Origin of the sequence: Lysobacter solisilvae, assembly GCF_016613535.2 — a bacterium.
GTDB lineage: Bacteria > Pseudomonadota > Gammaproteobacteria > Xanthomonadales > Xanthomonadaceae > Agrilutibacter > Agrilutibacter solisilvae.
This window is the reverse complement of sequence record NZ_CP071518.1, coordinates 873,818-900,166: the sequence shown is the minus strand read 5'-3', so window position 1 is coordinate 900,166 and position 26,349 is coordinate 873,818. Positions and strand designations below refer to the sequence as shown.

The following is a 26,349-nucleotide window of genomic DNA, read 5'->3' as shown; positions in this document are numbered from 1 at the left end:
CGGGATGTAGCAGTCGTCCAGACAAATGGGTGCCTCCCTGGCCCAAGGGGCGGGCGGCGCATGGTGGCGCCGCGGGCATGACAATACCGCGACACCGCCGGACCCTGTGGACGCCGATCACGCTGCGCGGCCGCGTGTTGCCAGGCCACGCCCCGGACAAGCACAGTAGGCCACCGCCTGTGCCGGTCCGCCGTTCCCGATGGTTGATTCCAGACGCCGCCAGTTGCTGGGTCTGTCGCTTGCCGCGGCGGCGCTGGGCGCGGCGCCGTTCGCCTGGCGCGCATTGCGGCGCGGGCACCATCACGCACCGAACTCCGCGCCGACGCCGGCGCCCGGCGCGTCGACGGCCGGGCCCGATGCGCTGTTCCAGCAACCCCTGCGCATTCCCGGCCGCGAAGGCCTGATGGCGGACGTGCACCTGCGCGGGCCGCTGGCACTGCAGTCGCGCGTGGACGGATTCAACGTGTTTCCCGGCCAGCCCACGCCCCTGTGGCATTACGCCGGGCAGTGGGAAGGCCACGCCATCGCCAACCCGGTGCTGCACGTGGCGCACGGCCAGACGCTGCAGGTGTCGCTCGACAATCGCCTGCAGGAAGCCACCACGGTGCACTGGCACGGCCTGGTGGTGGACGAGGCCAACGATGGCAGCGGCCTGCATCCGGTCGAAGCGGGCATGCAGCGCGCGTACCGGATCCGCGTCGCCAACCGCGCCGGACTGTACTGGTATCACGCGCATCCGCATCAACGGACCGGCCTGCAGGTTCACGCCGGACTTGCGGGGCTGCTGCTGGTGGAGGATGACGAGGAACTCGCGCTGCGCAAGCGGCTCGGCCTGCAGTGGGGCGATCGCGACCTGCCGCTGCTCATCGCCGACAAGCAGGTTGATACGGCCAACCGGCTGGTCTATCGCAGCGGCGCGGACGACTGGATCGGCAATCGCGTCCTGGTGAACTGGACGCCCGAGCCCTTCCTGGAAGTCGTGCCCGGCCTGTACCGCCTGCGGCTGGCCAACGTCTGCAACGCGCGCGTCCTGCGGCCGGCCTTCCTCCACGAGGAGCAGGCGCTGGAATTCCACCTGATCGGCACCGACGGTGGCCTGCTCGCCCAGCCCTGGCCGATGGAGGACCTGTTCCTCGCGCCTGCGCAGCGCGCCGACGTGCTGGTCGACTTCAGCCGGCTGCCGCCGGGCGCGCGCGTGGTGCTGCGCAGCCTGGACTATGTGCCGATGGAGAACGAGGACGAATCCGGCGCCTTCGCGCCCGACCCGATGGGCGACCATCCCGCCGCCGAGCCCATGGGCGCAGGCTTGGACCTGATGCAGTTCTGCGTTGCCGGCTGCGGCGACGACGTCCGCGGCAACGGCGGGCGCGGCGCGGCAGGTGCCAGCGGCAGCCGCCGGGCCGCGGCCATTCCTGCCTCGCTGTCGTCGCTGCCCGCGCCGCCGGACACGCGCGGCTGGCCCGTGCGCCCGTTCCGGCTGCACATGGACAGCCAGGGCGCCTGGTTCATCAACGGCCACAACTTCCACCGCGACGGTCATGCGCCGGCGTTCACCGTCAAGCGCGGCACGCGGGAGGTGTGGGAGCTGCGCAACGCGATGACCAGCATGCCGCACCCGATCCATGTCCATGGCGTGCAGTTCCGCGTGGTCGAGCGGCGCATCAGTCCGCAGGACGTGCGCAGCCGCCAGGTTGCCGAGGGCGGCCTGGGGCCACAGGACCTGGGCTGCAACGACACCGTGCTGGTCTGGCCGGGCGAGACGGTCCGCATCGCGATCGACTTCGACCAGCCCTTCGATGGCAACCAGCAATACATGCTCCATTGCCACAATCTCGAACACGAGGACATGGGCATGATGCTCACGTTCGCCGTCACCGACTGACCGACCCGCTCACCGCGGTGTGCCCTGCAGGAGTTGTCATGCGTCGTTTCATTGTCAGCGCGGTGCTCGCCGCCTCACTGGCTGGCTGCCAGCCGGCAGGCAAGGGGCCGGACACCGCTTCCGCGCCCCGTGTGGAGCGCCTGGATTCCGACCGCGCGCGCGCCAGCTACATGGTGGGCCTGGACTTGGCCCGGAACCTGGAACCGATCCGCGACGAGGTCGACCTGGCCATCGTCGAACAGGCGGTCCGCGACCGCCTGGCCGGGCGCCCCTCGCTGCTCGATGCGCAGGCGCTCGAACACACGCGCACGCAGTTCAGCACGCACCTGCGCGAGCAGCGCGAGGCGCGTCAGCGCGCACTGGCCGCCGACAACCTGCGCGCGGGCGATGCGTTCCTGGAGAAGAACGCCGGCAAGCCCGGCGTGCGGCGCACCTCCTCAGGCCTGCAGTACCTGGTGCTCAAGCCGGGCACCGGCGCACATCCGAAGGCCGGCGACACGGTGCGCGTGAACTACGCCGGTACGCTGCTCGACGGCCGCGAATTCGAGAACACCTGGAAGGTGGATCATGCCGCGGAATTCCCCCTCGGCCAGGTCATGCCCGGCCTGCGCGAGGCCATCACCCTGATGGCCGTGGGCAGTCGCCATCGGGTGTGGATTCCGTCCAAACTGGCTTACGCCGAAGCCGGCGTGCCGGGCGCCATCGAGCCGCAGAGCACGCTGGTGTTCGAGATCGAACTGCTCGAGGTCGCGCAGGGGCCCGCGGCACCGGAACAGCCCGGCCGGTGACCCGTGCTGCCCACGCGGCCGTGGCCGCTCGGGCGCTCGTGATGCGCGGGCGTGAGAGCACCGGCAACCTCAACGTGCTTGTCGCCGCGGCAGGAGCCTCTGGTCAGCGGCGTCTTCACAAGACCCGGGACAGCGCGTCGAAGCCGAACAGTTCAGCGGCAGTGCCTGCGGGGCCGGACTTTGCCGAAGCCGGCGCCGCGGCTCGCGCGAGTCGGCTCCGCCGCGGCGGCGGTGCTAGAGTCGCGCACGCGCATCGCGCGCCGCATGCGCCCAAGGCCGCTTCCATGATCCGACTACTTCCCTTGCTGCTGCTTTCCTTCGTTGCGCTGGCGCCCGCCGACGCGCGCGCCGCGGAGAGCTATGCCAACTGCACCGGCTTCATCGAGTCGCTGCCGGCCACGATCTCCAGCGAAGGCACGTGGTGCCTGCGCAATCATCTGTACACCAGCCAGGCATCGGGCTACGCGATCACGGTCGCGGCCGAGAACGTGACCATCGACTGCAACGACTTCCGCATCAGCGGCCTGGGTGCGGGCGCCGCCACGCAGGCGACGGGCATCTACGCCAGCAAGCGGGCGACCACCCTTCGCCACTGCCGGGTGCAGGGATTCCGGATCGGCGCCAGGCTGGCTGGCGGTGGGCAGCGAGTGGAGGACAACCGGTTCGAGACGAATACCGCCGAGGGCTTGAACGTGTACGGCGAGCCCCGGGCCTTCGCCTGGGTCCGCCGCAACCGGATCACTGACACCGGCCGCGCCTTCAGCCCGGCGACCGCGCTGGCAGCGGTTTTCGCGCGCGTGGAGGACAACGTGATCGCGGGCGTCGGCCCTGCCACGGGCGAGGCCGTCGGCATCCGCCTCAACAGCGGCTGGGTCCGCCGCAACCATGTGTCGGGCGTCGGACGCCTGGCGGCGATCGCCACGATGTCGGCGGCCAACGTCGACAACACCGTGTCCGGCCTGCCGCACCACACCTCCCATGCGATCCAGGCAGCGTCCGGGTACCTGGATTTCGGCGGCGGCCAATACGATCTCTACCAGTGGCCTTCGGTGTGCCGGGGCAACGTCGCGCGTGGCGTCGGCAACGGTTACGAATCGTGCGTGGGCTCCGACAACACGGTGCAGTCACCTTGAATACCTTCGAACCCTCCCGCGCGGCGCGCGGCACGCGTTCCTGCTCCTGCTGGGGCTCGCCGGTGCGATCGGCATGGCTCCCGCGGCCCGGGCCGCGCAGGACTACGCCAGCTGCACCGGCTACATCGACACCCTGCCGGCCACCATCGGGGCCTCCGGCAACTGGTGCCTGCGCGCGAACCGCCACACCAGCCAGAGCAACGGCGCGGCAATCACCATCGCCGCGGACAACGTCACCCTGGACTGCAACGATTTCCGCCTCAGTGGCGGTGGCGCGACGACGGGCGTCAGCGCCACCGGTACCCGGCAGGGCGTGACGGTGCGGCGCTGCCGCATCCAGGGATTCTATTTCGGCATCAAGCTGGTGGGCGACGGGCACCTGGTCGAGGACAACACGGTCGACCGCAGCGGGTTCATCGGCGTGCAGACCGAGGGCGACGCGACCGTGATCCGCGGCAACGCCGTCAGCGACACCGGTGGCCCGACCGGCTTCGCCTACGGCATCTATGCCCTGGCGCCCACTTCGGCGACGGCCGCGCCCACCATCGTGGACAACCTGGTGTCCGGGGTCGTCCCGCGCGTCCCGGGTGGCGTGCAGGTGCGCGGCATCATGAGCAACGGCCTGGTGCAGGACAACCTGGTCAATATCAGCGGGGTGGGCCCCGGCCGGATCGGCATCCTGCTGCAGGCCGGCGGCGTCGCGCGCGGCAACGTGCTGACCGGCGGCGGCGGAGCGGGCAATGACGGCAACCACGATTACGTGCCCGACACGGCGATCGTCGGCGGCGGCAGCGCGCGCACGGTCTGCAGCGACAACAGCGTGGTCGGCTTCCATGGCGACCAGGCACCCGCGGCCCTCATCAGCGGCTGCCAGGCCGGCGGTGAGAATCTGAGCCACGTGAAGCAGGCGCCGCCACAGGTGGCGCCATGACCATGTCCGACATGCCCAGCGAACTGACCGTGGCATACCGAACCCTGCTGCTCGGCCTGCTGACGGCTGTCCTCCTCGTGCCGGGCCATGCGATGGCCGCCGGGAGCTACGACAACTGCCGAGGCTTCATCGATACGCTGCCGGCGACGATTTCCGGCGAGGGCACCTGGTGCCTGCGCAAGCACCTCTACACCAGCCAGGTGTCGGGCAATGCCATCACCGTCGGGGTGGAAAACGTCACCATCGACTGCAACGGCTTCCGCGTCAGCGGGCTCGGCGCGGGCGCGGCCACTCAGGCCACGGGCATCCGCGGCTTGCAGCGCGGCGCGACCGTGCGTGGCTGTCGTGTCGAGGGCTTCGCCACCGGCATCGCGGTCGGCGGCGGCAGCCTGGTCGAAGACAACAGCGTGGAGATGAGCACGCAGGTCGGCATCGACGCGTACGGCCGGGCCGATGGCGGCGTGGCGCGCGTGCGCCGCAACCGCGTGCTCGACACCGGCGTGGGCACGATCAGGACCTACGTGTACGGAATCAAGGGTTACCGCGCCCGGATCGAGGACAACCAGGTGCTGGGCCTGATGCAGCAGTTCGGCTCCCACGCCGGCATCGCGATCGAAGACGGCATGGTCCGCCGCAACCGGGTCGAAAGCGCGACCGTCGGCTTCGGCATCGTCGCCGGCGCCGCCGCGGTGATCGACAACAGTCTGTCGGCCAGGGTCGTCGGCGACATCGGCATCTACATTCCGGGCGAGTGGATCACCGGCGACTGGACGGTCCCACACTTGTGGTACCTGCCCGTGGCCTGCCGCGGCAATGTCCTGCAACGGTTCGAGGGACCGCACCCCTTTGACGAGTACTACGTGCCGCTTTGCTATCTGAACGACAATACGGTGCAGCCATGGACCCCGTGACCCGACTCCGGCCGTACGCGCTGCGCCTGGCCGCCGCCGCCCTGCTGGCCGCGGGCCCGCTGGGTTCCAGCGCCTACGCGGCCGAGGACTACGCCAACTGCACCGGCTACATCGACAGCCTGCCGGCGACCATCAGCGCGGCCGGTACCTGGTGCCTGCGCGGCACCCGCTACACCAGCCAGACCAGCGGCGCGGCCATCACCATCGCGGCCGACCACGTCACGGTCGACTGCAACCACTTCCGGATCAGCAACCTGGGCGCCGACTGGCGCACGACCGCGGCCGTCGGCGTGTACGCCGGGGGTGGGCGCAAGTCCGCCACGATCCGCCAGTGCCGGCTGCAGGGCTTCAATTTCGGCGTCAAGCTGTCCGGCGACGGGCACCTCGTCGAGGACAACACCATCGACCGCAGCCGCTACATCGGCGTGCTCACCGACGGCGACGGCGTGCAGATCCGCGACAACGCGATCACCGACACCGGCGGGCCCAGCGCCTACGCCTACGGGATCTACGCGACCGCGCCGGCCACCGCGCTGGCCGCGCCCTCGATCGTCGACAACACCATTACCCGCGTCGTCGACCGCTCCACGGGCAGCGTCCACCAGGCCCGCGGCATCCTGACCAACGGCACCGCCGACGGCAACCACGTCCACATGGGCGACGTGGGCACCGACCGCATCGGCATCAAGCTGCTCAGCGGGGGCGCCGCGCGCGACAACGTGTTCACCGGCGCCAGCCCGAACCCGGCATCCACCGGCTACGACTGGCTTCCCGCGCGATCGATCGTCGGCAGCGGCGTGTCCAGCAGCGTCTGCCGCGGCAATACCGCGGTCGGCTTCGGTTCCACCGAGTTCGCCGACTGCCAGGACGGCGGTGGCAACCGCATCGAAAGCGGCAGTCCGCGGCCGGAGCCGCCGTGCTTCAACTGGCCGTGGTGCGAGTAGGGCCTGATGTGGGGTGGCGGGCGGCGGCGGCTCCGCTGGCCGCGCCGGTCGGTTGTCTGCAGCCGCCGCCGTCTTCCCCGCTCCACACATGCCGCGCGCCTACGGCGTGCGCTTGAACTCCAGCTCCCGCCCGTTCTGCCGCAGCACCAGCGCCTGTGGCGGCGCATCGCCGGGACCGAACTCCACGATCGCTTCGGGCGTTTCCCGGACCTGGAACACCGTCGTTGACCTCGCCTCCAGGTGCACCGGCGGCTGGTCCGGCAGCTGCGCCTGCAGCGATTCGCCGTCGACGAAGACCTTCATGATCATGCCGCCGCCGGAATAGGCGCCGACCAGGCGCTCCAGCGCTGCGCGCGGCAGTTGCACGGCCACCGGCTCGGCCGGCAGCGCGTCGTCCGTCCGCGAGCCGACCACGCCGTCGCCTTCGCCATTGGCGAAGAAGCGGATGCCGCTGATGGCGCCGGCCGCATCACGCAGCAACTGCAGGCGGTTGAAGCCGTCGGCATACAGGAAGTCGTCCGCAGCGATCGGGACCAGGTCCGCGCGCTTGCCGCCGCTGCGTTGCGCGGTCAGGCGTCCATCCACCATGCGCAGCACGCGGGTGATGTCGCCTTCAAAGCGGTACACGCCTTCTGCGGCGCGCAGTTGTGCCGCAGCCACCGCGATCGGCCGCAGTTCCGGGTACGGCTGGCCCAGTGCGATCGCGGCGAGCTTGCGGGCCAGGACGCTGGCGCCGTCGCTGACATCGTTGTCATCGTTCTCCAGCACGGCCACGGTGATGTCCGGGCCGGGCACATAGGCCAGCTGCGAGATGAAACCGAAGATGCCGCCGCCGTGCTGCAGCTGGTCCTGGTTGCGCACGCGGTCGCGCGAGATGCCGAAGCCGTACTCGATGCCCTTGGCGGCGGCCGCGCCGACCGGCGTGATCATGCGCACGTAGGAATCGTTCTTGAGCACGCGGCCCTCGTGCAGCGCGCGATTCCATTTCAGCAGGTCGTCCACGTTGGAGACCAGCCCCCCGGCGGCGTGCGGCTGGGTCATGCTCAGCGGCCGCATCGGCACCGCCTTGTCGCCGTCGAAGGTGTAACCCTTGACCTGGCGCGCGGCGAATTCCGGGTCATGCCCGTAGCCCGTGTCGCGCATGCCCAGCGGCTCGAACAGGACGCGCTGCAGATAGGCGTGCCACGGCTGGCCACTGGCGGCTTCGATCACCGCGCCCACCAGCACATAGCCGGAATTGCTGTAGGCCCACTGCGTGCCGGGGGCGAAATCCGGCGGCTGCCGCCGGAACACGTCGACCATCTGCGCGGTGCTGAGGTCCTTGCGGATCGGGCCGTCCATGTAGCCGGGAATGGCCGTGTAGCTCTTCACGCCCGACGTGTGGTTGAGCAGCTGTTCGACGGTGATGCCTTCGCCACCCGGGAAATCGGCGACGTATTTCGACAGCGGATCGTCGAGGCTGACCTTGCCGGCTTCGACCAGCGTGAGCAGGCCGGCGGCGGCGAACTGCTTGCTGACCGACCCGATGCGGAACAGCGCGTCGGGCTCGAGCGGGACGTGCCGGTCGATGTCCGCTTCGCCGCGGGCCGCGCGATACAGCACGGTGTCGCCCCGGGCGACCAGGACGGCGCCGCCCGGGCCGCGGGCGGGATAGGCCTGGTCGAGCAGTTCGTCGGCCTGGCGCGCGACCTCGGCCGCGGACGGGAGCATCGCCTCGGCTTGTGCCCGGGCAGGGGTGTACAGGCAGGGCAGCAGGAGCAGCAGCGGGGCGAGTCGTTTCATGTGGGCATCCGTGGGTGTTGGTCGGAGAGGGCGGGATGTGCGCGCGCAGCCGGGGAGCCGGATCGCGCTGCTTCCGCAGACGCGGCCGGGCTCGCGTCTGGGTACCAGATCCGGGTCTGCGAATGTACGAAGGCATTAGTACGAACCAACTAGTATGTCGTCAACGGGTTTTCGTCGGAGGACGTGATTTCGTCGAACGAGCCGCTGAACGGGACAGCCAGAGGGGCGATGGACGCACGCCTGGGGCCTGCCCCGCCCCTTTGCACTACGATGGTGCAATGCCCGCCGATGCCGCCCCCGGATTAGATTCGCTGACCACTCCGATCGGCTGGACCGACGAGACCGGGGCCCTGGCCGGGTCCAATACCGCGCTGGCCCGGTGGCTGGGCGTCAGCGCCCGGCGTCTGCCGGGGGTGCCGCTGGCGGCGCTGGAGGTCGATGGCGACCTGCTCGCCCGCGCGCTGCGCGAACTCGACGCCGAACCCGCCCGCGACAGCCTGCGCCTGCGCCGCCTCGCGCTGGCCTTCCCGGGCCAGGACGAGCCCCGCTTCGCCGACGTGAGCCTGTCGCGCCAGGCGGCGGGCTGGCTGTTCGAGGCGCATCCGGTCGAGGAATTCCCGGGCGAGGATCCGGCGGTGGCGTTGCCGTCGGCCTTGTCCGCCGCCCTCAAGGGCCTGGCCCACGAACTGCGCAACCCGCTGGCCGGCCTGAAGGGCGCGGCGCAGCTGCTGGCGCGCCGCCTGGGCGCGCACGGCGATGAGGACAACGATTCGCGCGAGCTGCTGGCGCTGATCGAGGCCGAGGTCGCGCGCCTGGCCGATCTGCTCGACCGCCTGCTGTCGCCGACGCCGGCGCGGCCGCACGAGGCGCTCAACATCCACGCCGTGCTCGAGCGCGTGCTGCGCCTGGCCGAGTCCGATGCCGGCTGGGCGGTGAAACTCACGCGCGATTACGACCCCAGCCTGCCCGAGCTGGTCGGCGATGCCGACCGGCTCACCCAGTCGGTCTGGAACCTGGTGCGCAACGCCATCGAGGCCGGCGCCACCCAGGTGAGCCTGCGTACGCGGGCCGAACATGGCGTGCGCATCGGCGACGAAGCGCACCCGCTCGCGCTGCGGCTGGAGATCGTCGATGACGGGCGCGGCGTGCCCGAAGAGCTGGCCGAACGCGTCTTCCTGCCGCTGGTGACCGGCCGCGCCGAAGGCACGGGCCTGGGCCTGGCACTGGCGCAGCAGGTGGCGCGCGAGCATCGCGGCTCCCTGGTGTACCGCTCGCGTCCGGGCCACACCGTGTTCACGCTGTTGCTGCCGATGCCGCTGGAGGAAACCGAACATGCCCAGTGACGCCGCGCGCATCTGGATCGTCGACGACGACCGCAGTGTCCGGTTCGTGCTGGCCACCGCCCTGCGCGAGGCCGGCTACGCGGTGGAGGCGTTCGAGAATGCCGCCGATGCGCGCGCCGCGCTGCGCAGCCGCACGCCACCGGACCTGCTGTTCACCGACGTGCGCATGCCGGGCGAGGACGGCCTGGCGCTGCTGGAGAAGCTCAAGGCGTCCCACCCTTCGCTGCCGGTGATCGTGATGAGCGCGTACACCGACGTGGCCAGCACCGCTGGCGCGTTCCGCGGCGGTGCGCACGAATTCCTGTCCAAGCCCTTCGACCTCAACGACGCCGTGGCGCTGGCGGCGCGGGCACTGCCACAGGCCGCGGCGGGCAACGGTGCGCCGGGCGTCGAGCCTGCGGCGGGCGCCGATGACGTCGGCAGCGGCGACGCCCCGCAACTGATCGGCGACACGCCGGCCATGCGCGAGTTGTTCCGGGCGATCGGACGGCTGGCGCAGGCGCCGCTGTCGGTGCTGGTCACCGGCGAGACCGGCACCGGCAAGGAACTGGTGGCGCGCGCCCTGCACCGGGAATCACCGCGTGCGTCGCGGCCCTTCGTCGCGCTGAACACGGCCGCGATCCCTGCCGAACTGCTGGAGAGCGAACTGTTCGGCCACGAGGCCGGCGCCTTCACCGGCGCCACGCGCCGCCACCTGGGCCGGTTCGAGCAGGCCAACGGCGGCACGCTGTTCCTGGACGAGATCGGCGACATGCCGCTGCCCCTGCAGACGCGCCTGCTGCGCGTGCTGGCCGAGGGCGAGTTCTTCCGCGTCGGCGGGCGCGAACTGATCCGGGTCGACGTGCGGGTGATCGCGGCCACGCACCAGGAGCTGGAGCAGCAGGTCGCCCAGGGCCGCTTCCGCGCCGACCTGCTGCACCGCCTCGATGTGGTGCGGTTGCGCCTGCCGCCGCTGCGCGAGCGCCGCGCCGACGTCCCGCGCCTGGCGCAGGGCTTCCTGGCGGCGGCCGCGCGGCGTTTCGGGGCCGCACCCAAGCGCCTTGGCAAGGGCGCCATCGAGCGTCTGCTGGCGCACGACTGGCCCGGCAACGTGCGCGAACTGGAAAACCTGTGCTGGCGCCTGGCCGCCCTGGCCCCGGCCGACACGCTGGGTGCGGCGGACGTCGACGCCGCCTTGTCGCCGGCCATGGTGGACTCGCGCCAGGCGACCTCCCCGACCGGCTGGGACGGCCTGCTGGCGCAGTGGACGCGGGCGCAGTTGGCCGCGGGCGTGCCCGACCTGCACGCGCAGGTTCGCGAGCGGGTCGACCAGGCACTCCTGCAGGCCGCGCTCGAGCACACCGGCGGCCACCGTGGCGAGGCGGCGGCCCTGCTCGGGCTGGGGCGCAACACCATCGGCCGGAAACTGGGGCCCGCCCGCCGCTGAACCTTGCCTCGCGCCGCGGCGATCACACCCGGCACCGAACCAACGCGGCCATCCTGCCGCGCGCGGACCACGCAACCAGGAGCACTTCGATGACGTCGAACCCGGATCACCGACGCGGACTCGCCGGCGGCTTCCCCGCGCCCCGCGCAGGCACGGTGGACGCGCGATCGGCGCGCCATGCCGCTGCGCGCTGGGCCCGTCCCACGGGCCGTGCTGTGGCGTTGGCCATGATGTCGGCCCTGCTGGTCGCGTGTGCCAGCGCGCCCGCGTCGAAGGCGCCGCCGCCGGCGTCGTCCGTGTCCACCCTCGCGCAGGCACACGTCGCGATGGCACCCGCGTCGGCCAGTCTGGTCAGCGGCCGTCTCACGCTCAGGGCGGTACCCGGCGGCGTTCGCATCACCGGCGAGCTGGGCGGACTGCAGCGCGGCGGCACGCACGCCATCCACATCCACGAGAAGGGCGACTGCAGCGCGGTCGATGCGACCAGTGCCGGCGGCCATTTCAATCCGCAGGGGCAGCCGCACGGCCGCGCGGGCAGCGGTCCGCATCATGGCGGCGACATGGACAACCTGGTGGCCGACGCGCGTGGCGTGGCGAAGGTGGACGTGCAGGCCCTGGGCGTGACGCTCGGCGGCGGCGCCGAGGACATCGTCGGCCGGGCCGTGGTCGTGCATGCGATGGCCGACGACTACCGCAGCCAGCCGGCCGGCAACGCCGGTGCGCGCGTGGCCTGCGGCGTCATCAGCGCGCCCTGACCCCGTGCGGCCGCGGTTGCCGCGGCCTACAGCGCCGCGCGCGGATCGACCTGCGTGGCCTCGTCGCAGTGGACGAAGGTGACCGGCACCGCGTGCGCGGCCAGCACGGCCGCGACCTGGCGCTGTCGCGCCTGGAACTGCTCGTGCAGCCGCAACAGACGCTCGCGGACCTGCGGGTCGCTGCAGTCGGCCTCGGCCGCATAGCGCGTCCGCCAGGCATTGGGTTCGAACATGGCGATGCGCGCCTCGCCTTCGACGTAATGCACCAGCGGCTCGGGGGGCGCATCCAGCCAGGCTTCGGCGTCGGGCTCCAGCAGCGCGGTCTCCAGGACCGGCCACAGCGCGCCCAGGCCGGCGTGTTCGTACTGCAGCGCCGTCATCGCGGCGAGGTCGTGCGCGGTGAGATAGCGGGCGTGCTCGACCTGCAGCCCGAAACTTTCCTGCGCGGCCAGCGCGGTGTCGGCGCCGGCCATGCCACGCTCGATCAGTTCCCGCTCGAAGCAGTCGCCGACCTGCGCGATCACCCGTCCATCGCCGCCGAGCACGAACGGCACCACGCGCAGCGGACCGCCGAAAAAATCCGCCGAGGGCGCGAGCGCGCCGGGCATCTGCCCGTCGTGGGCGCCGAAGGCCACCACACTGCCGCCCGCCCAGTCGTCGCCGGCGCTGGACGAGGGGCGCGGTGCGCGCGCGGCCAGTTCATCGAGTTCGCGATGCAGCGCCCAACCGGGCCGCAGCATCTCGACCGGGTCGTAATGCGCGCCTGCCGTCACCAGCTGCAGGGTCGCGGCCTGCGGCGCCAGCCGCGCCAGATCGCGCGCGATCAAGTCAGCCAGTGCGCCGGCCCCGGCCTGGTCCAGGCAGGCGCGGGCCACGGGCGAGTCGCCGCGCAGCTCCAGCGCCAGCGCACCGAGCACGTTCACGCCGTGCGGCGTGGCGGCGGCATCGGGGATGGAGGCGGTTCCAGTCATGCGCGGGGCGGGCTCGTTGGTTGGTCGGGCAGGGAGGGAACGTTACACTCCCATTATCACCGTCCGGGCCAGTATGGCGGACGTGATGCCAATGACCGGCGGTGCCGCCACGCGGCCCGCCCCCCAGCCAAAGGTTGCCTCGATGCGTCCAGTGAGACCCGTTGCCGTGCTCGGCGGCGTCCGAATTCCTTTCTGCCGCCAGAACACCGCATACGCGGACGTGGGCAACCTGGGCATGTCGGTGCGCACCCTGGGCGCGCTGGTCGAGAAATTCGGGCTGCACGGCGCGCAACTGGGCGAAGTCGCGATGGGCGCCGTGATCAAGCACAGCAGCGACTGGAACCTGGGCCGCGAGGCCGCGCTATCGTCGGGCCTGTCGCCGCTGACGCCGGGCATCACCATGCAGCGCGCCTGCGGCACCTCGCTGGATACCATCGTCCACGTCGCCGGCAAGATCGCGACCGGCCAGATCGAGGCCGGCATCGGGGGCGGTTCGGACACCACGTCGGATGTGCCGATCGTCTACGGCCGCAGCCTGCGCCGGCGCCTGCTGAGCGCGGCGATGGGCAAGACCACGCAGGACAAGCTGCGCGCCTTCAAGGGTTTCCACCTGCGCGAGCTCAAGCCCGACTTCCCCGGTGTCGCCGAGCCGCGTACCGGCAAGTCGATGGGCGAGCACTGCGAGGACATGGCCAAGGAGTGGAACATCGCCCGCGACTCGCAGGACGAGTGGGCGCTGTCCTCGCACCAGAAGCTGGCCGCCGCCTACGAGCGCGGCTTCTTCGACGACCTGGTGGTGAGTTTCCGCGGCGTCGCGCGCGACAACATCCTGCGCGCCGATTCCACGCTGGCCAAGCTGGCCTCGCTCAAGCCTGCTTTCGACAAGACCTCGGGCCGTGGCACGCTCACCGCGGCCAATTCCACGCCGCTGACCGACGGCGCCGCCGCCTGCCTGCTGGCCTCGGATGAATGGGCGGCCCGCCACAACCACGAAGTGCTCTGCTACCTGCGCGATGCGCATGTGGCGGCGGTCGACTTCGTCCACGGCGAAGGCCTGCTGATGGCGCCCACCGTGGCGGTGCCGGAGATGCTGCGCCGTAACGGGCTGACGCTGCAGGACTTCGACATCTACGAGATCCACGAAGCTTTCGCCGCGCAGGTGTTGTGCACGCTGCGTGCGTGGGAAAATCAGGATTACTGCCGCAACCGCCTCGGCCTGGACGCGCCGCTGGGCCGAATCGACCCGGCCAGGATCAATCCGGTCGGATCCTCTCTCGCGGCCGGCCATCCCTTTGCCGCCACCGGCGCACGCATCGTTGCCACGGCGGCCAAGCAGCTCAAGGAGCGCGGCGGCGGGCGCGCGCTGATCTCGATCTGCACCGCCGGCGGCATGGGCGTGGTGGCGATCCTGGAGCGCTGAGCGCGGGCGAATAGGGGGCTTCGCCGTTGATCGGGCGCGCGCGGACCCTCTGCGCATCGTGCCCCGACAGAGGCGCCTGTGCTGCCGACGGGCGCGCTGCGGTGACCCTCGCCGCGCCGCCGATGCCCGCGGTGCCTGCTGTCTGCAAGCCCGACGCCGGTGCGTCAGAAGCTGGATGCGTTGACGTCGCTGCGTCCACGCCCTGGGCAGCGGCTCACTGCGCGCCGACAGGTCGTCCGCGCGGCACTGGGGCCTCAGCGGCAACGACGCCGACCGCTCGCCGCATGCGGGCGCGCCGCCTGCCGCCTGACCGGACCGCCACACCGCACGCGCTGGATCCGACCCCGAATGCCAGCCGCGCGCGTTAGCAATCGCGCACCCGCCCCGCAGGGGCTTCCCTCACCCGCGAGAAATCCACGATGCGCACGACACACCGGTCATACGCCCCGCTGCTGCTGCTGTTCCTGCTGGCCCTGGCGGCCTGTTCGAAGCAGGGCACCCCCGAACAGGCCGCATCCGCCGACGTCGCCGCCGAGCGCGCCGAAGAATCAGCACCTTCACCGCAACGCGGCATGGCGCCGCCCGCCGCGCCCACGGCGCCCCGCGCGGACATGGCCGTGGCATCCGACGCCGGCGCGGCCGTGAGCCCCGGCGAACCGGCGCCGCCCCCTGATCCGGGTACCCAGCTGCAGTCGGCCGCGACCACGCAGGACGACGGCGAGCGCAGGTTCATCCGCACCGCCAGCGCGCAGTTCCGGGTGCGCGAGGTCTACGGGTCGGCGCTGGCGATCGAGGACCTGGTTGCCCGCCATGGCGGCTTCGTCGTGCGCAACGACATCCGCACCGACATCGAGGACGTGCGCACCCGCCCCAGTGGCGACGGCAAGGTGATCGAGCTGGCGACCTACACCGTGCGCGGCGACCTGCAGGTGCGCGTGCCCAGTGCACGCGCCCAGGACTTCCTGCGTGCGCTCGCCAGCCAGGTGGAGTTCCTGGACAGCCGCAACTTCGCCGCGCAGGACGCACAGTTCGAACTGCTGCGCCAGCAGCTGGCCTATGCGCGCGAGCACACCGCCCAGCAGTCGCTGGGCCAGGTGGCCCAGTCCGAGGGCCGCCTGCGCGACCGCACCGAGGCGATCGGTGCGCGCAGCCAGGCCCAGATGCAGCGCGACGAAGCGCTGATCCAGCAGCGCAGCTTCGAAGATCGCGTCGCCTTCGCCACGGTGGAGCTGTCTGTGTACCAGCTGCCGCAGGTGCGCCGGACCGAACGGGTGGATGTCGACGCCATCCTGCTGCGCGATGGCCCGTCGTTCTTCTCGCGCCTGTGGCATTCGGTCAGCACCGGCTGGTACGGCCTGCTCGACCTGCTGGTGGCGATGGCCGGCGTGTGGCCGCTGTGGCTGGTGCTGGCCGCGGCCGGTGTGCTGACGCGCCGCTGGTGGAAGCGTCGCCCACCGGCAGCGTGATCATCCAACCCCGTGCCGGGCAATGAGCCCGGCACGGGGTCGATTCAATTCAAAACCGATCCGGCAGCCTCAACCGCGCAGGCGCGGCATGCCGTGTTCGTCGCGCTCCTCGATCGCCGCTTCGTCGGCGATGCGCTGGCGCAGGTCGCGGCCGGGCAGGGCTTCCACCGGTTCCCCGCGCGCGGCGCGCAAGGCGTTGGCGTAGCTCAGCCGCGCGCGCATCTCGTCACCCAGCTGCGCGTAGCCATGGCCCAGTTCCTCCCACGCCGGCGCCCCGGCGCCCTGCGCGATCGCGCGATGCAGATGGGCTTCCGCCTGCGGCCACTGGTTCTGCTGCTGGGCCAGTCGCGCCAGGGTGAATGACAGTGCGGAGCTGGTGGGATGGGCCTGCAGCCAGCGCGTCGCGTGTTCGCGGCGTGCGTCCACCGCGCCGATCGGCAGGCTGCCGTAGAGCGCGGCCAGCGACTCGTCCCACTGCGTGTCCAAGGCGTGCTCGACGCTGCGTGCCGCGGCGTCGTCCCAGCGCAGTGCCGCGGCGCGGCGCGCGTAGGCCGCGACCGCCGCCGGGTCGCTGCGCAGTGGTTTGGGCAGCGCTTCCCAACGATCGGCCAGCACGTTGGCGTCGGCGGCTTCCAGCAGGCCCGCCTGGGCCCATTGCGCCTCGAACTCCTGCAGCCGCGCGGGTGGCAGGGCCTGTTGCTGTCGCAGCGCGCCCAGCAGCCCATACGCCTCGCCGGCGCGGCCCAGCGCGACCAGTGTCTGCGCGCGCAGTGCCAGTCCGCGCGGCGGCAGGGGCTGTGCTTCGGGCGCATCGAGCGCCGCCAGCGCGGCATCGGGATGGGCTTCGGCCAGCGCCAGCTCGGCCAATGCGATGGCGCGGGTGGCGGGGTGGCGCGCGGCGAGGCGTTCGGCATGCGCGCGCGCGGCGTCGGGTTCGCCGCGCTGCCAGGCCGCGCGCGTGGCGGCCAGCGACGCGAGGGCGGCGACGTCTTCCTGTTGCGCGGCCAGCGCCAGCGATTTCTCCGCGCGGGTCCAATGGCCATGCTCCAGATCCAGCAGGCCCTGGGTCAGGTGCGCGCGCGCCTGGCGCTTGCGGTGCCGGCGCATCGCGACGAAGGGCAGGCTCAGCACCTTCCACAGCAGCCACAGACCCAGCGCGACGCCCAGGGTGATCAACACCGCCCCCACGAGCGTCATCTCGTAGTCGTTGCCGCCGTAGCGGACCAGGACGTAGCCGCGGTCGTTGGCCAGCAGTTGTGCGACCAGCGCGCCCAGCAGGGCGAGGGCGATCCAGAACAGCAGGTTGCGGAACAGATTCATGCCGGCCTCCATCGCAGCGGGGGGTGTGGGGGCATCCGGAGATCGATGATGAAGCCGTGCCTGTGCACGACGCGCATGGGCCGGCCCATGCGTCAGCGCGTGCGCAGCTGGCGCAGTTGGACGAGGGTGCTGCCCAGCGTGGGCAGCGACACCGTGAGCGGCAGGGCGGCGATCTGCCGCAGGGCGGCGCGCTGGCGGGCCAGTTCGGCCGATCCCGGCGTCAGCCGCTGCAGCCAGGCGTCCGCTCGCGACAACGCGCCGCGGTAGCCGTCACGGTCACGGCGTTCGGCCGCCGCCCGTGCCAGCGAGATCTCCAGCTGCAGGCCGGCCAGCGCCGCGGCGCGGTCGGCTGGCTGCACCGCGACGGCGCGGTCGGTGGGTTGCACGCGCACCAGGTTCCCGAATGCGCGCTCCCACCACGAGCCCTGCGCCGGCGTGGCCGCGCGGGTGCCCCCGGCCGGTGCGGTGACCTGGCGCGCGAAGACTTCCAGCCGCGCGATCGCGCGTACGCGCGGGTCGGCGCCCAGGGCGTCCAGGCCAGCGCGTTCCTGCTGCAGGGTCTGCCGCAGGCTGAGGAAGGCAGGATCGTCAATGCCGGCGAGGACCCCTTCAGCGAGCGCGTAGGCGCGCCGCGCGCCGTCGAGGTCGCCGGCCACGTCCAGGCGTTGCGCGCCCAGGGTCAGCAGCATTTCCGCTTCATCCAGGCGCAGGGCCTGGGCGCCGTGGCGATTGGAATCGGCCAGCTTGGCCACGCTCTCTTCCAGCAGCGCGGCGCGTTGGCCGATGCCATTAAGTTCGTCGCGCAGCACGCGGTTGAGCGAGTCGGCCTGCTGCAGGCGCCGGCTGTGCGAGCGCTGCTCGCTGCGCACCGTGTCGACGCGTTGCATCAGCGCGTCGATCTGCACGTCGGCCTGCTCGGCCCGCGAATGCTCCTGCGACTGCCACTGCCGCCAACCCAGCCACCCGGCGGCGGCGGCGAGCACCACCAGCACCACCAGCCACGTGCCACCGCGCCGGGGCTCGGCCGGCGGCGGCAGGGCGGATACGTCGGTATCGGTGTCGGTAGGCGAAGGCACTGCGCAGTCACTCGCGTTGGGCGGGCTCGAAGTGGCGGGCCCGCAACGGCGGTCCCGAGGAAGTTGCGCTCGCCGGCGGACCCGATGCAGCGGCCCACGGCGGAATGGATCGGCTGGAAACGTCCGCGTTGGCGTGGCGCCGCCTGCGTGCGGGCGCGCACCTCGCAGCGTGGACCGGTTCCGGGCACGACCACCGCACGGTGTGCGGTCCGGCGGCCGTCAGCGCATGCTACCGGAAGCGTATGCGAGCGCCGCGTCGACCAGCGCCGCCGGCTGCGGGCCCTGCGCCACGGCCACGCGGCCGAACCCCAGCGCCCGGGCCCGGCCGGCCACCCGCTCGCTGGCCGCCACCAGCGGCAGCGCGCGCAGCAGATCGGCTTCCGTCGGGCGGCACACTGGCCATCACCTGGTCCAGCGCCCCGGCACTGCTGACTGCGAGCACGCGCGGCGCGCGGGCGGCGTGCAGGCGGGCCAATGCGCGGGGCGAGGGTGTCAGCGGCGACCGCGCATAGACCTCGGCCCGCCGCACGCGCGCGCCGCGGGCCGCCAGCGCCGGACCGATCGCATCGCGTCCCCCCGGCGCGGTCACCAGGCCGACGTCCTGGCCGTCGACGTCCTGCAGTCCCGGCAGCGCCAGCATCCCTTCGCTGTCCATGCGCGCCGGGGCCTGCGCGAACACGGCGCCGGCGCGACGCAGCGCGGCGGCCGTGCCGGCGCCCACGCCGAACCATAGCGGCGGCGTCGCGTGCACGGCGGGCACGAACCTCGCCCCATCGCGCGCGCTCAGTTCACCTGCCGCGCGCACGGCCGCGGGACTGGTGAACACCACGCGCGGGGCCCGCCAGCGCCTGGCGCAGCGCATGGCGCGTGTCGGCGTCGTCGCGCAGCACCAGCGACCACGGCGAGAGCGCGATGACCGCGGCCCCATGGCGCGCGGCAGCGCGTCGCATCGGCGCGTGCTCGCCGCGCGGCCGCAGCGAGATCACATACCATTGCGATGCCTGGCGCAGCCCCATGCGCGCAGCTTACGTAGGACCCGGTTCGAACGCATGCCCCATACCGCCGATCTCCAGCGCCTCGACAGCCACTACCAGGCCATGCCGCCGGTGGCGGCGATGCAACTGAGCATCACCGGCTACGACGGCCACCGTCTCCAGCTCCACGCCCCCCTGCCGGTCCACGTGAACGACAAGGGCTGCGCGTTCGGCGGCAGCCTGGCCTCGATGATGACGCTCGCCTCCTGGGGTGTGGTCTCGCTGCTGGTCGAGCGCGCCGGCCTGGCGGCCGACATCTATGTGGCCGACAGCCAGGTGCGCTATCTGGCGCCGCTGTTCGCCGACCTGGACGTCGCCGCCGAGCCCGCAGCCGATGCCAGCGTCGAGGAATTCGTGCAGACCCTGCGCACGCGCGGCCGCGCCCGCCTGGGCCTGGTGGCGCGGGCCGCGCTGCCCGAAGGCGGCGTCGCCGCGGATTTCACCGCCCGCTACGTGGCCATCGCCAAGGCCTGAAGCCCGCCGCACGCTTCCCGGCCCGGCCGCGACCACGCCGGAGTTGCGCGAACGCGACGCAGGACATCGGATTTGCCCCGGCAAGGCGATAGGATGCCGCTTCCCGTCCTGTGAAGAAGCCCGCATGCGCCTGATCAAGCTCCTGGGTGTGCTGTTGTGCCTGTTCGTGGTGGCCGGCTGTGCCGCGCCCCAGGGCTCCAAGAGCGACAAGCTGCGCAAGGTGCAGTACGCCTGGTCCGGCGCGGTGCGCTGGAACGACTTCGAGGGCGCGATGACCCTGATCGATCCGGAGCTGCGCGAGAAGAACAAGCTCAGCGAGATGGAACTGGAGCGCTACAAGCAGGTCCAGATCTCGGCCTACAACGAGATCGGCTCGCGCGTGGAGGAAGGCGCCGCCGTGCGCGACATCGAGATCGGCGTAATCAACCGCCACACCATGGCCGAGCGCCGGGTGCGCTATGTCGAGAACTGGCGCTGGGACGAGGCCACCAAGACCTGGTGGCTGACCAGCCCGCTGCCGGACCTCTGGCAGGGCCAGTAAACGCGGCACGGGGCGGGTGCTTTTGCACCCTGCCCCCCGCTGGGCGACAATCCGGGCCCCCTTGCCCCGGCGCACTGCGCATTCCCGTGGACTTCCCAGCCCTTCTCGCGTTCGCCGAGCGCAACCCCATGCTTTCGCTGGCCTTCGTCGGCCTCACCGTGGCGATCATCTATACCGAGATCGCCCGCCTGTTCCGCGGCTACCGCTCGCTCAGGCCGGCCGAACTCACCGCCCTGATCAACCGCGAGAATGCGCTGGTCGTCGACCTGTCGGCCACCAATGACTTCGAAAAGGGCCATATCGCCGGCAGCAAGTCGGTCCAGATGAGCCAGTTCGACCCCGACAGCAAGCTCCTGGCCCCGGCCAAGGCCTTGCCGGTGGTGGTGGTCTGCCGCATGGGCCAGTCGTCCGCCGACGCCGCCAAGCGGCTGAAGAAGGCCGGCTTCACCCAGGTGTTCTGGCTCGACGGCGGCATCGCCGCGTGGCAGCAGGCCGACCTGCCGCTGGTCAAGGGCCGCGCCTGACCGCGACGCGCGGGCCTTGCAAGCGCCCGCGCCGCCCCAAGCTAGGGAGACTGCGCCGCCTCCGGCTCCGTCCGGGGCCGCGCGGTACCTCCGGGGCCGGCGAAGTCGCCGTGCCATAATCCCCGCCCTTTTTGTGCAACCTGCTGTGGAGCCTTGAGATGTCCGACGAAATCACCAACGGCGTAGCGCCCGCCGAAGCCACCGGTCCGGTGTTCACGGTCGAGAAGATCTACGCCAAGGACGTCTCCTTCGAAGTGCCCGGTGCCCCCGGCGTGTTCAACGAAGCCACCCAGCCGCAGCTGCAGATGAACCTGCAGCAGGGCGTGCAGCGGCTGAACGACAGTGCCTTCGAGGTCGTGCTCGGCATCACGCTGACCTGCAACGTCGGCGACAAGGCCATGTACGTGGCCGAAGTGAAGCAGGCCGGCGTGTTCGGCCTGGTCGGTTTCGACGCCGCGACGCTGGACGGCATGCTGGGCGTGCATTGCCCGAACGTGCTGTACCCCTACGCGCGCCAGCTGATCAGCGAACTGATCCAGGCCGGCGGTTTCCCGCCGTTCTTCCTGCAGCCGATCAACTTCGAGGCCCTGTACGCCGAAGGCCTGCGCCAGCGCGCCGCGCAGCAGGCCACCGCCGGCACCAGCCTGGCCGACTCGGAAACGGCCGGCAACGCCTGACCGGCGCGCCGCCCCGGGTCCTGCGTGCAGATACCTGAGTCACTGACCGTCGCGGTCATCGGTGCCGGTTCCTGGGGCACCGCCCTGGCCGCGCTCATCGCCCGTCACGGCGCCCGCGCGGTGCTCTGGGGGCGCGATGCGCAGGCCATCGAGGCCATTGCCTCGCGCCATGAGAACGCGCGCTACCTGCCCGGCATCGCCTTGCCGGACAGCCTGGAAGCCACCACGGACCTGGCCGCCTGCGTTTCGCAGGCGGACCTCGTGCTGGTGGTGGTTCCCTCGCATGCCTTCGGCGAAACCCTGCAGGCCGTGGCGCCGCACCGGCGCCCGGATGCGGGCGTGGCCTGGGCGACGAAGGGCTTCGAACCGGGCAGTGGCCGCTTCCTGCACGAGGTCGCCGAGGAGATCCTCGGCAGCGACGTGCCGCTGGCGGTCGTCACCGGTCCGTCCTTCGCCAAGGAAGTGGCCGTCGGCCTGCCGACCGCGCTGACGGTGCATTCGGACCGCGACGAATTTGCCCAGGCCGTCGCCGACGTCCTGCACGGTCCGGCGTTCCGCGCCTACACCGGCAACGACATGCTCGGCGCCGAACTCGGCGGCGCGATGAAGAACGTGCTCGCCGTGGCCACCGGCGTCGCCGACGGCATGCAGCTGGGCCTGAACGCCCGCGCCGGCCTGATTACGCGCGGGCTCAATGAAATGCTCCGCCTCAACCAGGCCATCGGCGGCAAGGCCGAAACACTGATGGGCCTGGCGGGCCTGGGCGACCTGGTGCTCACCTGCACCGGCGATCTTTCCCGCAACCGTCGCCTGGGCCTGGCCCTGGGCCGTGGGCAATCGATCCAGGATGCCGTGCGCGAGATCGGGCAGGTCGTGGAGTCGGTGCAGACCGCCGACGAGGTCATGCGGCAAGCGCAGCGCCACGGCATCGAACTGCCGATTTCCAGCGGCGTGCAGCGCGTACTGCACGGCGAGATCACCCCGACCGACGCACTGCGCCAGTTGCTGGCGCGCGAGCAGAAGCCCGAATACCCGCAGGGATTGTTCGGCAACTAGCCGTTCCGGAGCGCGCTCGCGCGCGCCCGCAGACCGCACACGCAATGCTCAGAACTGCTCGTGCAGCGCCGCTCCCGCGACCGGCGCCTGCGCGTGCGCGCGGCCGGCGGCGACGGCGGCGAATGCCAACAGCATCAAAGCCAGGACGCTGCGAAGACGCGACATGGCCCTTTCCCCTTGCGATGCCTGCTCCTGTTCAAGCCAACGCAGGCACCGCGAGGATGCGGACAACGCCATGCGATGCGCGCAGTGCGCGCCTCATCAGTGTTCGACGTTATGGCCGCCGTCGAGGCAGGCGTAGATCGCGTTGGAGCTGCTCGCGTCGCTGATGACGTTGCCCACCGCGACCGTGGACGGCGCGCCGGTGCAGTTCAGTCCACGCCGGGTTCCCGACGGCGAGTTGAGCGCGCTGACGGTATTGCCCAGCAGCTTGCCCTTCGCGCCGGAACCGGCGATGCCGATGACGCCGGAGTCGGTGCCCGAATAGACGCCGGTGACGTCGTTCTGGCGGACCACCGTGTAGCTCGAGCCGACGTCGATGCCGGTGCCGGCCCCGAAGGAATACACCTGTGTGTTGGGGGCCACGCCGCTGACGAGGTTCTGCTCGATCACGCCGGCCGACCCCGAACTCAGGATGCCCCGCACGTAGTCGTAGTGCGGGGTCAGGCCGGTCTGCATCACCATGTTGCGCCGGATGGTGAAGCTGTCGCCGGAGACGGAAATTCCGACGTAGGTGCTGTTGTCGAAGCGGTTGTCCTCGATCAGGTTGCCGCTGCCGCCGTTGAGCTGCGCGCCATAGAGGAAGCCGCGCACGTTGCAGTGGCGCAGCGTGACGTTGGAACGGCCGCTCGCCTGGATCCCGACCGCCATGGTGGTCAGGCCCGCGGCCAGGCCGCCAAGGCGGAAATGATTGCAGTCCAGGGTCACGTTGTTGGCGGTGATCGTGACGGCGACGCCGCTGGTCATCGCCGTGGACAGGTCGGACTTCATGCACCACACGCCCGAAGCGCCGATGCTGGCGGGCAGCGAAGTCACGGTGCCGGCGCAGTTGTCGTAGCTTTCGGCCGCGCGGGCTGCGTGCGGGAGGACGGCGAGCGCGATGGCCGCCAGCAGGACAGCTCGGAACATGTGGTTTCCCCGGGGTGTGGACGATGGACCGCGAGATGGCAGCGTACCGCGCCGCGCGTCGCGGGGCGCGGCAGTCCGGGTGCACCACCCAGCCGGCGGCTCGGGGGCCGGGCGCCGTCGGCGCTGCCGGGGCGGGGGGCAAAAAAAAGCCCGGCCGGGGCCGGGCTTGAATCACGACGTCAGGGGAGAGAGAGATTTCGTCGTGGATTCCGGGTGGATCAGAAGCTGATGCGGGGACCGACGAAGTACTGCGTATCGCCGTCGGCGAACTTCACGTCGCCGGTGATGCCCCAGGTCTGGTTGAACTTCACCTGGGCGCCCACGCGGCCGTAGAAGTCGCCGTCGTAGTTCTCGGCGTCCTCGTAGCCGGCCAGCGCGTAGCCTTCCAGGTTCGGGGTCATCGCGCCGCGGACGCCGGCTTCGACGCTGTAGCCGTCCTCGGAGGAATCGAAGCCGTCGAAGTCGACGTCGTACTTCTCGTAGGCCACCCGCGTCAGCAGGTCGACCTTGGGCGTGATCTGGTGGTTGTAGCCCACGCCGGCGCGCCAGTGGTCCACTTCGGGGCCATCAAAGCCGACGCCGCCGAAGGTGAAATCGTCGCCTTCCTGGGCGTCGTAGCTGCCGAACAGGTGGAAGTTCTCCGCGATGGCGGCCGATCCGCCGACAGTCCAGCCATCGGCGTCGGCGTTGTCGCCGTTCGTGCCGATGTAACCGCCTTCGACGTAGTTGTAGGACACGCCCTCGGCGGCCGAGGCGGCGAAGGGAAGGGCGGCGAGGAGGGTCAGGGCAAGCAGGGTGCGCTTCATAAGGTCTAGGCCTCTTTTGTTGTGGGGCCGACTCGCACAAGTTGCTGAACAGGAAAACCGTGCGGTCGGGAGAGTCCAGTATCCGAGCCCGCACCGAATCCCACCTGAATTGTGAACTTTTCAGTACAGGAACTTCGCCGGCCATGCGGCGGTCCGCAGGCCGGAAGGTCGCCTAAAGGTCGGTACCTCGCCGCGACCCGCGCAGACCGGCACAAGGGGCTGCCGCAGGCGTTCCCAGTGCGCGCCGATGCCGCCGCCTACCGGTCCTCGCCCATGAATGGATATGCGTACTGCCGCGGCGGCACGAAGGTTTCCTTGATGCTGCGCGGACTGATCCAGCGCAGCAGGTTGAGCAGCGAGCCGGCCTTGTCGTTGGTGCCCGAGGCGCGCGCGCCGCCGAAGGGCTGCTGCCCCACCACGGCGCCGGTGGGTTTGTCGTTGATGTAGAAGTTGCCCGCCGCGTTTCGAAGGCGATCCAGGCCTTGCTCGATGGCGTAGCGGTCCTGGGCGAAGATGGCGCCGGTCAGCGCGTACGGACTGGTGCGATCGACCACGTCCAGCGTCTCGACCCAGTGGGGCGCCTGGTACACATGCACCGTGAGCACGGGGCCGAACAGCTCCTCGCACATCGTGCGGTAGGCCGGGTTGGTGGTGACGATCACGGTAGGCCTGACGAACCAGCCTTCGCTGTCATCGCACGCGCCGCCGACCAGGATGCTGGCATCGGGCGAGGAGCGTGCCTCCTCGATCGCGGAGCGCTGCTTCTCGAAGCTCGCCGCGTCGATCACCGCGCCCATGAAGTTGGAGAACTCGCCGACATCGCCCATCGCGATGCCATCGACCTGCGCCACGAGCGCGTCGCGCACCTGCGGCCACAGCGTGTCGGGCACGTAGGCGCGGCTGGCCGCCGAGCATTTCTGGCCCTGGTACTCGAAGGCGCCGCGGATCATGGCCGTGGCCAGCGCCACGGGATCGGCACTGGCGTGCGCGACGATGAAATCCTTGCCGCCCGTCTCGCCCACCAGGCGCGGGTAGCCCGCGTAACGGTCGATGTTGGCGCCGACGGTACGCCACATCCGGTGGAATACGGGCGTCGAACCGGTGAAATGGACGCCGGCCAGCTGCCGGTGGGCCAGCACGGGGTCGCCCACGTCCGCGCCACTGCCGGTCACCAGATTGATCACGCCGTCGGGCAGGCCGGCCTCCTTGAACAGCTTCATCAGGAAGTGGGCGCTGTAGACCGCCGTGCTTGCCGGCTTCCACACCACCGTGTTGCCGCACAGCGCGGGGGCGGTGGGCAGGTTGCCTGCGATCGAAGTGAAATTGAACGGCGACACCGCGAAGACGAATCCCTCCAGCGGGCGGTGCTCCATCCGGTTCCACATGCCCGGCGAGCTCTGTGGCTGCTCGCGCAGCAGCTGTTCGTAGAAGGCGACGTTGAAACGGAAGAAATCGATCAGCTCGCAGGCGCTGTCGATCTCGGCCTGGTGGCAGGTCTTGCTCTGGCCGAGCATCGTGGCCGCGTTGAGCACGTCACGATACGGACCCTGCAGCAGGTCGGCGGCCTTGAGGAACACCGCGGCGCGTGCTTCCCAGGGCAGGGCGGCCCAGTCGCGTCGCGCCCGCAACGCGGCTTCGATGGCGGCGTCGACTTCCGCCGCGCCGCCCTGGTGGAACGTGCCCAGCACGTGCGCATGGCGGTGGGGCATCACCGCCTGGCCCATGCGGCCGGTGTGCACGTCCCGGCCGTCGATCACCAGCGGCATCTCGACTCGGTTGGCCGACAGGTCCGCCAGTGCGCGCTTCAGGCTGGCACGTTCGGCGGTGCCGGGCGCGTAGCCGCGCACCGGTTCGTTGACGGGAACGGGAACGCGCGAGAGAGCAAGGGACATGGGCCGGCTCCGGTGGTGTGGCCGCATTGTAGGCACGGCCACTTCCCGGGCTCTGACGCATTGCGCCAT

General features: G+C 71.1%; 23 protein-coding genes and 1 pseudogene. 16 read left to right on the top strand and 8 right to left on the bottom strand.

The genetic code is table 11. The features are described 5' to 3' along the window. The first annotated feature begins 199 nt into the window (after positions 1-199). The 6 genes from I8J32_RS04060 (at position 200) to I8J32_RS04035 (ending at position 6,589) form a co-directional block, all read left to right on the top strand. The gene (locus I8J32_RS04060) at positions 200-1,882 is read left to right on the top strand and encodes a multicopper oxidase family protein (RefSeq protein WP_200614955.1); all 1,683 of its coding nucleotides are present in this window, start codon (positions 200-202) and stop codon (positions 1,880-1,882) included. 38 nt (positions 1,883-1,920) lie between these two features. Beyond that, on the top strand, positions 1,921-2,670 hold the full coding sequence (locus tag I8J32_RS04055) for an FKBP-type peptidyl-prolyl cis-trans isomerase (protein WP_200614956.1): 750 nt from the start codon (positions 1,921-1,923) through the stop codon (positions 2,668-2,670). A gap of 284 nt (positions 2,671-2,954) precedes the next feature. Next, positions 2,955-3,803 (top strand): right-handed parallel beta-helix repeat-containing protein, encoded by an 849-nt coding sequence (locus I8J32_RS04050; protein WP_200614957.1) that lies wholly within the window; start codon positions 2,955-2,957, stop codon positions 3,801-3,803. Between the two features lie 73 nt (positions 3,804-3,876). Beyond that, the gene (locus I8J32_RS04045) at positions 3,877-4,734 is read left to right on the top strand and encodes a right-handed parallel beta-helix repeat-containing protein (RefSeq protein ID WP_207526770.1); all 858 of its coding nucleotides are present in this window, start codon (positions 3,877-3,879) and stop codon (positions 4,732-4,734) included. Continuing rightward, entirely contained in the window at positions 4,731-5,645 is a 915-nt protein-coding gene (locus I8J32_RS04040) for a right-handed parallel beta-helix repeat-containing protein (protein ID WP_207526769.1), read from the top strand. The genes I8J32_RS04045 and I8J32_RS04040 overlap by 4 nt, the downstream gene beginning before the upstream one ends. Next, positions 5,633-6,589, top strand: coding sequence for a right-handed parallel beta-helix repeat-containing protein (locus I8J32_RS04035; protein WP_207526768.1), 957 nt, complete (start codon positions 5,633-5,635; stop codon positions 6,587-6,589). Before I8J32_RS04040 ends, I8J32_RS04035 begins: the two co-directional genes overlap by 13 nt. A gap of 99 nt (positions 6,590-6,688) precedes the next feature. On the opposite strand, the gene I8J32_RS04030 is transcribed toward I8J32_RS04035, so the two are convergent. After that, entirely contained in the window at positions 6,689-8,371 is a 1,683-nt protein-coding gene (locus tag I8J32_RS04030) for a serine hydrolase domain-containing protein (protein WP_200614962.1), read from the bottom strand. Positions 8,372-8,649: 278 nt separating this feature from the next. Here I8J32_RS04030 and I8J32_RS04025 point away from each other — a divergent pair, with 278 nt between their 5' ends. From I8J32_RS04025 to I8J32_RS04015, 3 genes are all read left to right on the top strand, one after another. Beyond that, positions 8,650-9,714 (top strand): two-component system sensor histidine kinase NtrB, encoded by a 1,065-nt coding sequence (locus tag I8J32_RS04025; RefSeq protein WP_200614963.1) that lies wholly within the window; start codon positions 8,650-8,652, stop codon positions 9,712-9,714. Then, positions 9,704-11,140 (top strand): nitrogen regulation protein NR(I), encoded by a 1,437-nt coding sequence (gene ntrC / locus I8J32_RS04020; protein WP_207526767.1) that lies wholly within the window; start codon positions 9,704-9,706, stop codon positions 11,138-11,140. Before I8J32_RS04025 ends, ntrC begins: the two co-directional genes overlap by 11 nt. 227 nt (positions 11,141-11,367) lie before the next feature. Next, positions 11,368-11,895 (top strand): superoxide dismutase family protein, encoded by a 528-nt coding sequence (locus I8J32_RS04015; protein WP_207526874.1) that lies wholly within the window; start codon positions 11,368-11,370, stop codon positions 11,893-11,895. A gap of 26 nt (positions 11,896-11,921) precedes the next feature. Here I8J32_RS04015 and I8J32_RS04010 read toward each other — a convergent pair whose 3' ends face one another. Next, positions 11,922-12,866: a hypothetical protein gene (locus I8J32_RS04010; RefSeq protein WP_200614966.1), complete on the bottom strand. Its 945-nt coding sequence runs from the start codon at positions 12,864-12,866 to the stop codon at positions 11,922-11,924. Positions 12,867-13,008: 142 nt separating this feature from the next. Between I8J32_RS04010 and I8J32_RS04005 the strand changes: the two genes are divergently transcribed. Further along, complete coding sequence (locus I8J32_RS04005) at positions 13,009-14,286, top strand: acetyl-CoA C-acetyltransferase (RefSeq protein WP_200614968.1); 1,278 nt, start codon at positions 13,009-13,011, stop codon at positions 14,284-14,286. Positions 14,287-14,705: 419 nt separating this feature from the next. After that, entirely contained in the window at positions 14,706-15,752 is a 1,047-nt protein-coding gene (locus I8J32_RS04000; protein WP_200614969.1) for a DUF4349 domain-containing protein, read from the top strand. A 69-nt stretch (positions 15,753-15,821) separates the two neighbouring features. On the opposite strand, the gene I8J32_RS03995 is transcribed toward I8J32_RS04000, so the two are convergent. From I8J32_RS03995 to I8J32_RS18030, 3 genes and pseudogenes are all read right to left on the bottom strand, one after another. Then, positions 15,822-17,072, bottom strand: coding sequence for a heme biosynthesis HemY N-terminal domain-containing protein (locus I8J32_RS03995; RefSeq protein WP_200614971.1), 1,251 nt, complete (start codon positions 17,070-17,072; stop codon positions 15,822-15,824). A 92-nt stretch (positions 17,073-17,164) separates the two neighbouring features. Further along, positions 17,165-18,148, bottom strand: coding sequence for a uroporphyrinogen-III C-methyltransferase (locus tag I8J32_RS03990; protein ID WP_245156406.1), 984 nt, complete (start codon positions 18,146-18,148; stop codon positions 17,165-17,167). A 219-nt stretch (positions 18,149-18,367) separates the two neighbouring features. After that, positions 18,368-19,164 (bottom strand): annotated as a pseudogene (locus I8J32_RS18030) (uroporphyrinogen-III synthase). A gap of 33 nt (positions 19,165-19,197) precedes the next feature. Between I8J32_RS18030 and I8J32_RS03980 the strand changes: the two are divergent. The 5 genes from I8J32_RS03980 to I8J32_RS03960 all read left to right on the top strand — a co-directional run bounded on the left by I8J32_RS03980 (position 19,198) and on the right by I8J32_RS03960 (position 22,454). Continuing rightward, positions 19,198-19,656, top strand: coding sequence for a YiiD C-terminal domain-containing protein (locus I8J32_RS03980; protein WP_200614975.1), 459 nt, complete (start codon positions 19,198-19,200; stop codon positions 19,654-19,656). Between the two features lie 124 nt (positions 19,657-19,780). Then, positions 19,781-20,197 (top strand): hypothetical protein, encoded by a 417-nt coding sequence (locus tag I8J32_RS03975; RefSeq protein ID WP_200614977.1) that lies wholly within the window; start codon positions 19,781-19,783, stop codon positions 20,195-20,197. Between the two features lie 128 nt (positions 20,198-20,325). Next, the gene (locus I8J32_RS03970; protein ID WP_407061007.1) at positions 20,326-20,721 is read left to right on the top strand and encodes a rhodanese-like domain-containing protein; all 396 of its coding nucleotides are present in this window, start codon (positions 20,326-20,328) and stop codon (positions 20,719-20,721) included. A gap of 158 nt (positions 20,722-20,879) precedes the next feature. Continuing rightward, on the top strand, positions 20,880-21,398 hold the full coding sequence (gene secB / locus I8J32_RS03965) for a protein-export chaperone SecB (protein ID WP_200614979.1): 519 nt from the start codon (positions 20,880-20,882) through the stop codon (positions 21,396-21,398). Positions 21,399-21,428: 30 nt separating this feature from the next. Further along, positions 21,429-22,454: an NAD(P)H-dependent glycerol-3-phosphate dehydrogenase gene (locus I8J32_RS03960; protein WP_200615131.1), complete on the top strand. Its 1,026-nt coding sequence runs from the start codon at positions 21,429-21,431 to the stop codon at positions 22,452-22,454. 261 nt (positions 22,455-22,715) lie between these two features. Here I8J32_RS03960 and I8J32_RS03955 read toward each other — a convergent pair whose 3' ends face one another. The 3 genes from I8J32_RS03955 to pruA form a co-directional block, all read right to left on the bottom strand. Beyond that, positions 22,716-23,582, bottom strand: a complete 867-nt coding sequence (locus I8J32_RS03955; RefSeq protein ID WP_200614981.1) for a right-handed parallel beta-helix repeat-containing protein — start codon at positions 23,580-23,582, stop codon at positions 22,716-22,718. Between the two features lie 218 nt (positions 23,583-23,800). Next, a complete protein-coding gene (locus I8J32_RS03950; protein ID WP_200614983.1) occupies positions 23,801-24,388 on the bottom strand; it encodes an outer membrane beta-barrel protein in 588 nt (195 codons plus the stop codon). Positions 24,389-24,645: 257 nt separating this feature from the next. After that, positions 24,646-26,280, bottom strand: a complete 1,635-nt coding sequence (gene pruA / locus I8J32_RS03945; RefSeq protein ID WP_200614985.1) for an L-glutamate gamma-semialdehyde dehydrogenase — start codon at positions 26,278-26,280, stop codon at positions 24,646-24,648. Between the last annotated feature and the right edge of the window lie 69 nt (positions 26,281-26,349).

Excerpts from the sequence above, each read along its gene's own strand:
- secB (WP_200614979.1), top strand. The coding sequence starts at position 20,880 with ATGTCCGACGAAATCACCAACGGCGTAGCGCCCGCCGAAGCCACCGGT.
- I8J32_RS03995 (WP_200614971.1), bottom strand. The coding sequence starts at position 17,072 with ATGAATCTGTTCCGCAACCTGCTGTTCTGGATCGCCCTCGCCCTGCTG.
- I8J32_RS04045 (WP_207526770.1), top strand. The coding sequence starts at position 3,877 with ATGGCTCCCGCGGCCCGGGCCGCGCAGGACTACGCCAGCTGCACCGGC.
- I8J32_RS03975 (WP_200614977.1), top strand. The coding sequence starts at position 19,781 with ATGCGCCTGATCAAGCTCCTGGGTGTGCTGTTGTGCCTGTTCGTGGTG.
- I8J32_RS04040 (WP_207526769.1), top strand. The coding sequence starts at position 4,731 with ATGACCATGTCCGACATGCCCAGCGAACTGACCGTGGCATACCGAACC.
- I8J32_RS03955 (WP_200614981.1), bottom strand. The coding sequence starts at position 23,582 with ATGTTCCGAGCTGTCCTGCTGGCGGCCATCGCGCTCGCCGTCCTCCCG.
- I8J32_RS04025 (WP_200614963.1), top strand. The coding sequence starts at position 8,650 with ATGCCCGCCGATGCCGCCCCCGGATTAGATTCGCTGACCACTCCGATC.
- pruA (WP_200614985.1), bottom strand. The coding sequence starts at position 26,280 with ATGTCCCTTGCTCTCTCGCGCGTTCCCGTTCCCGTCAACGAACCGGTG.
- I8J32_RS03980 (WP_200614975.1), top strand. The coding sequence starts at position 19,198 with ATGCCCCATACCGCCGATCTCCAGCGCCTCGACAGCCACTACCAGGCC.
- I8J32_RS04050 (WP_200614957.1), top strand. The coding sequence starts at position 2,955 with ATGATCCGACTACTTCCCTTGCTGCTGCTTTCCTTCGTTGCGCTGGCG.
- I8J32_RS04055 (WP_200614956.1), top strand. The coding sequence starts at position 1,921 with ATGCGTCGTTTCATTGTCAGCGCGGTGCTCGCCGCCTCACTGGCTGGC.
- I8J32_RS04015 (WP_207526874.1), top strand. The coding sequence starts at position 11,368 with ATGATGTCGGCCCTGCTGGTCGCGTGTGCCAGCGCGCCCGCGTCGAAG.
- I8J32_RS04030 (WP_200614962.1), bottom strand. The coding sequence starts at position 8,371 with ATGAAACGACTCGCCCCGCTGCTGCTCCTGCTGCCCTGCCTGTACACC.
- I8J32_RS04060 (WP_200614955.1), top strand. The coding sequence starts at position 200 with ATGGTTGATTCCAGACGCCGCCAGTTGCTGGGTCTGTCGCTTGCCGCG.
- ntrC (WP_207526767.1), top strand. The coding sequence starts at position 9,704 with ATGCCCAGTGACGCCGCGCGCATCTGGATCGTCGACGACGACCGCAGT.
- I8J32_RS04035 (WP_207526768.1), top strand. The coding sequence starts at position 5,633 with ATGGACCCCGTGACCCGACTCCGGCCGTACGCGCTGCGCCTGGCCGCC.
- I8J32_RS04010 (WP_200614966.1), bottom strand. The coding sequence starts at position 12,866 with ATGACTGGAACCGCCTCCATCCCCGATGCCGCCGCCACGCCGCACGGC.
- I8J32_RS03950 (WP_200614983.1), bottom strand. The coding sequence starts at position 24,388 with ATGAAGCGCACCCTGCTTGCCCTGACCCTCCTCGCCGCCCTTCCCTTC.
- I8J32_RS04000 (WP_200614969.1), top strand. The coding sequence starts at position 14,706 with ATGCGCACGACACACCGGTCATACGCCCCGCTGCTGCTGCTGTTCCTG.
- I8J32_RS04005 (WP_200614968.1), top strand. The coding sequence starts at position 13,009 with ATGCGTCCAGTGAGACCCGTTGCCGTGCTCGGCGGCGTCCGAATTCCT.
- I8J32_RS03970 (WP_407061007.1), top strand. The coding sequence starts at position 20,326 with ATGCTTTCGCTGGCCTTCGTCGGCCTCACCGTGGCGATCATCTATACC.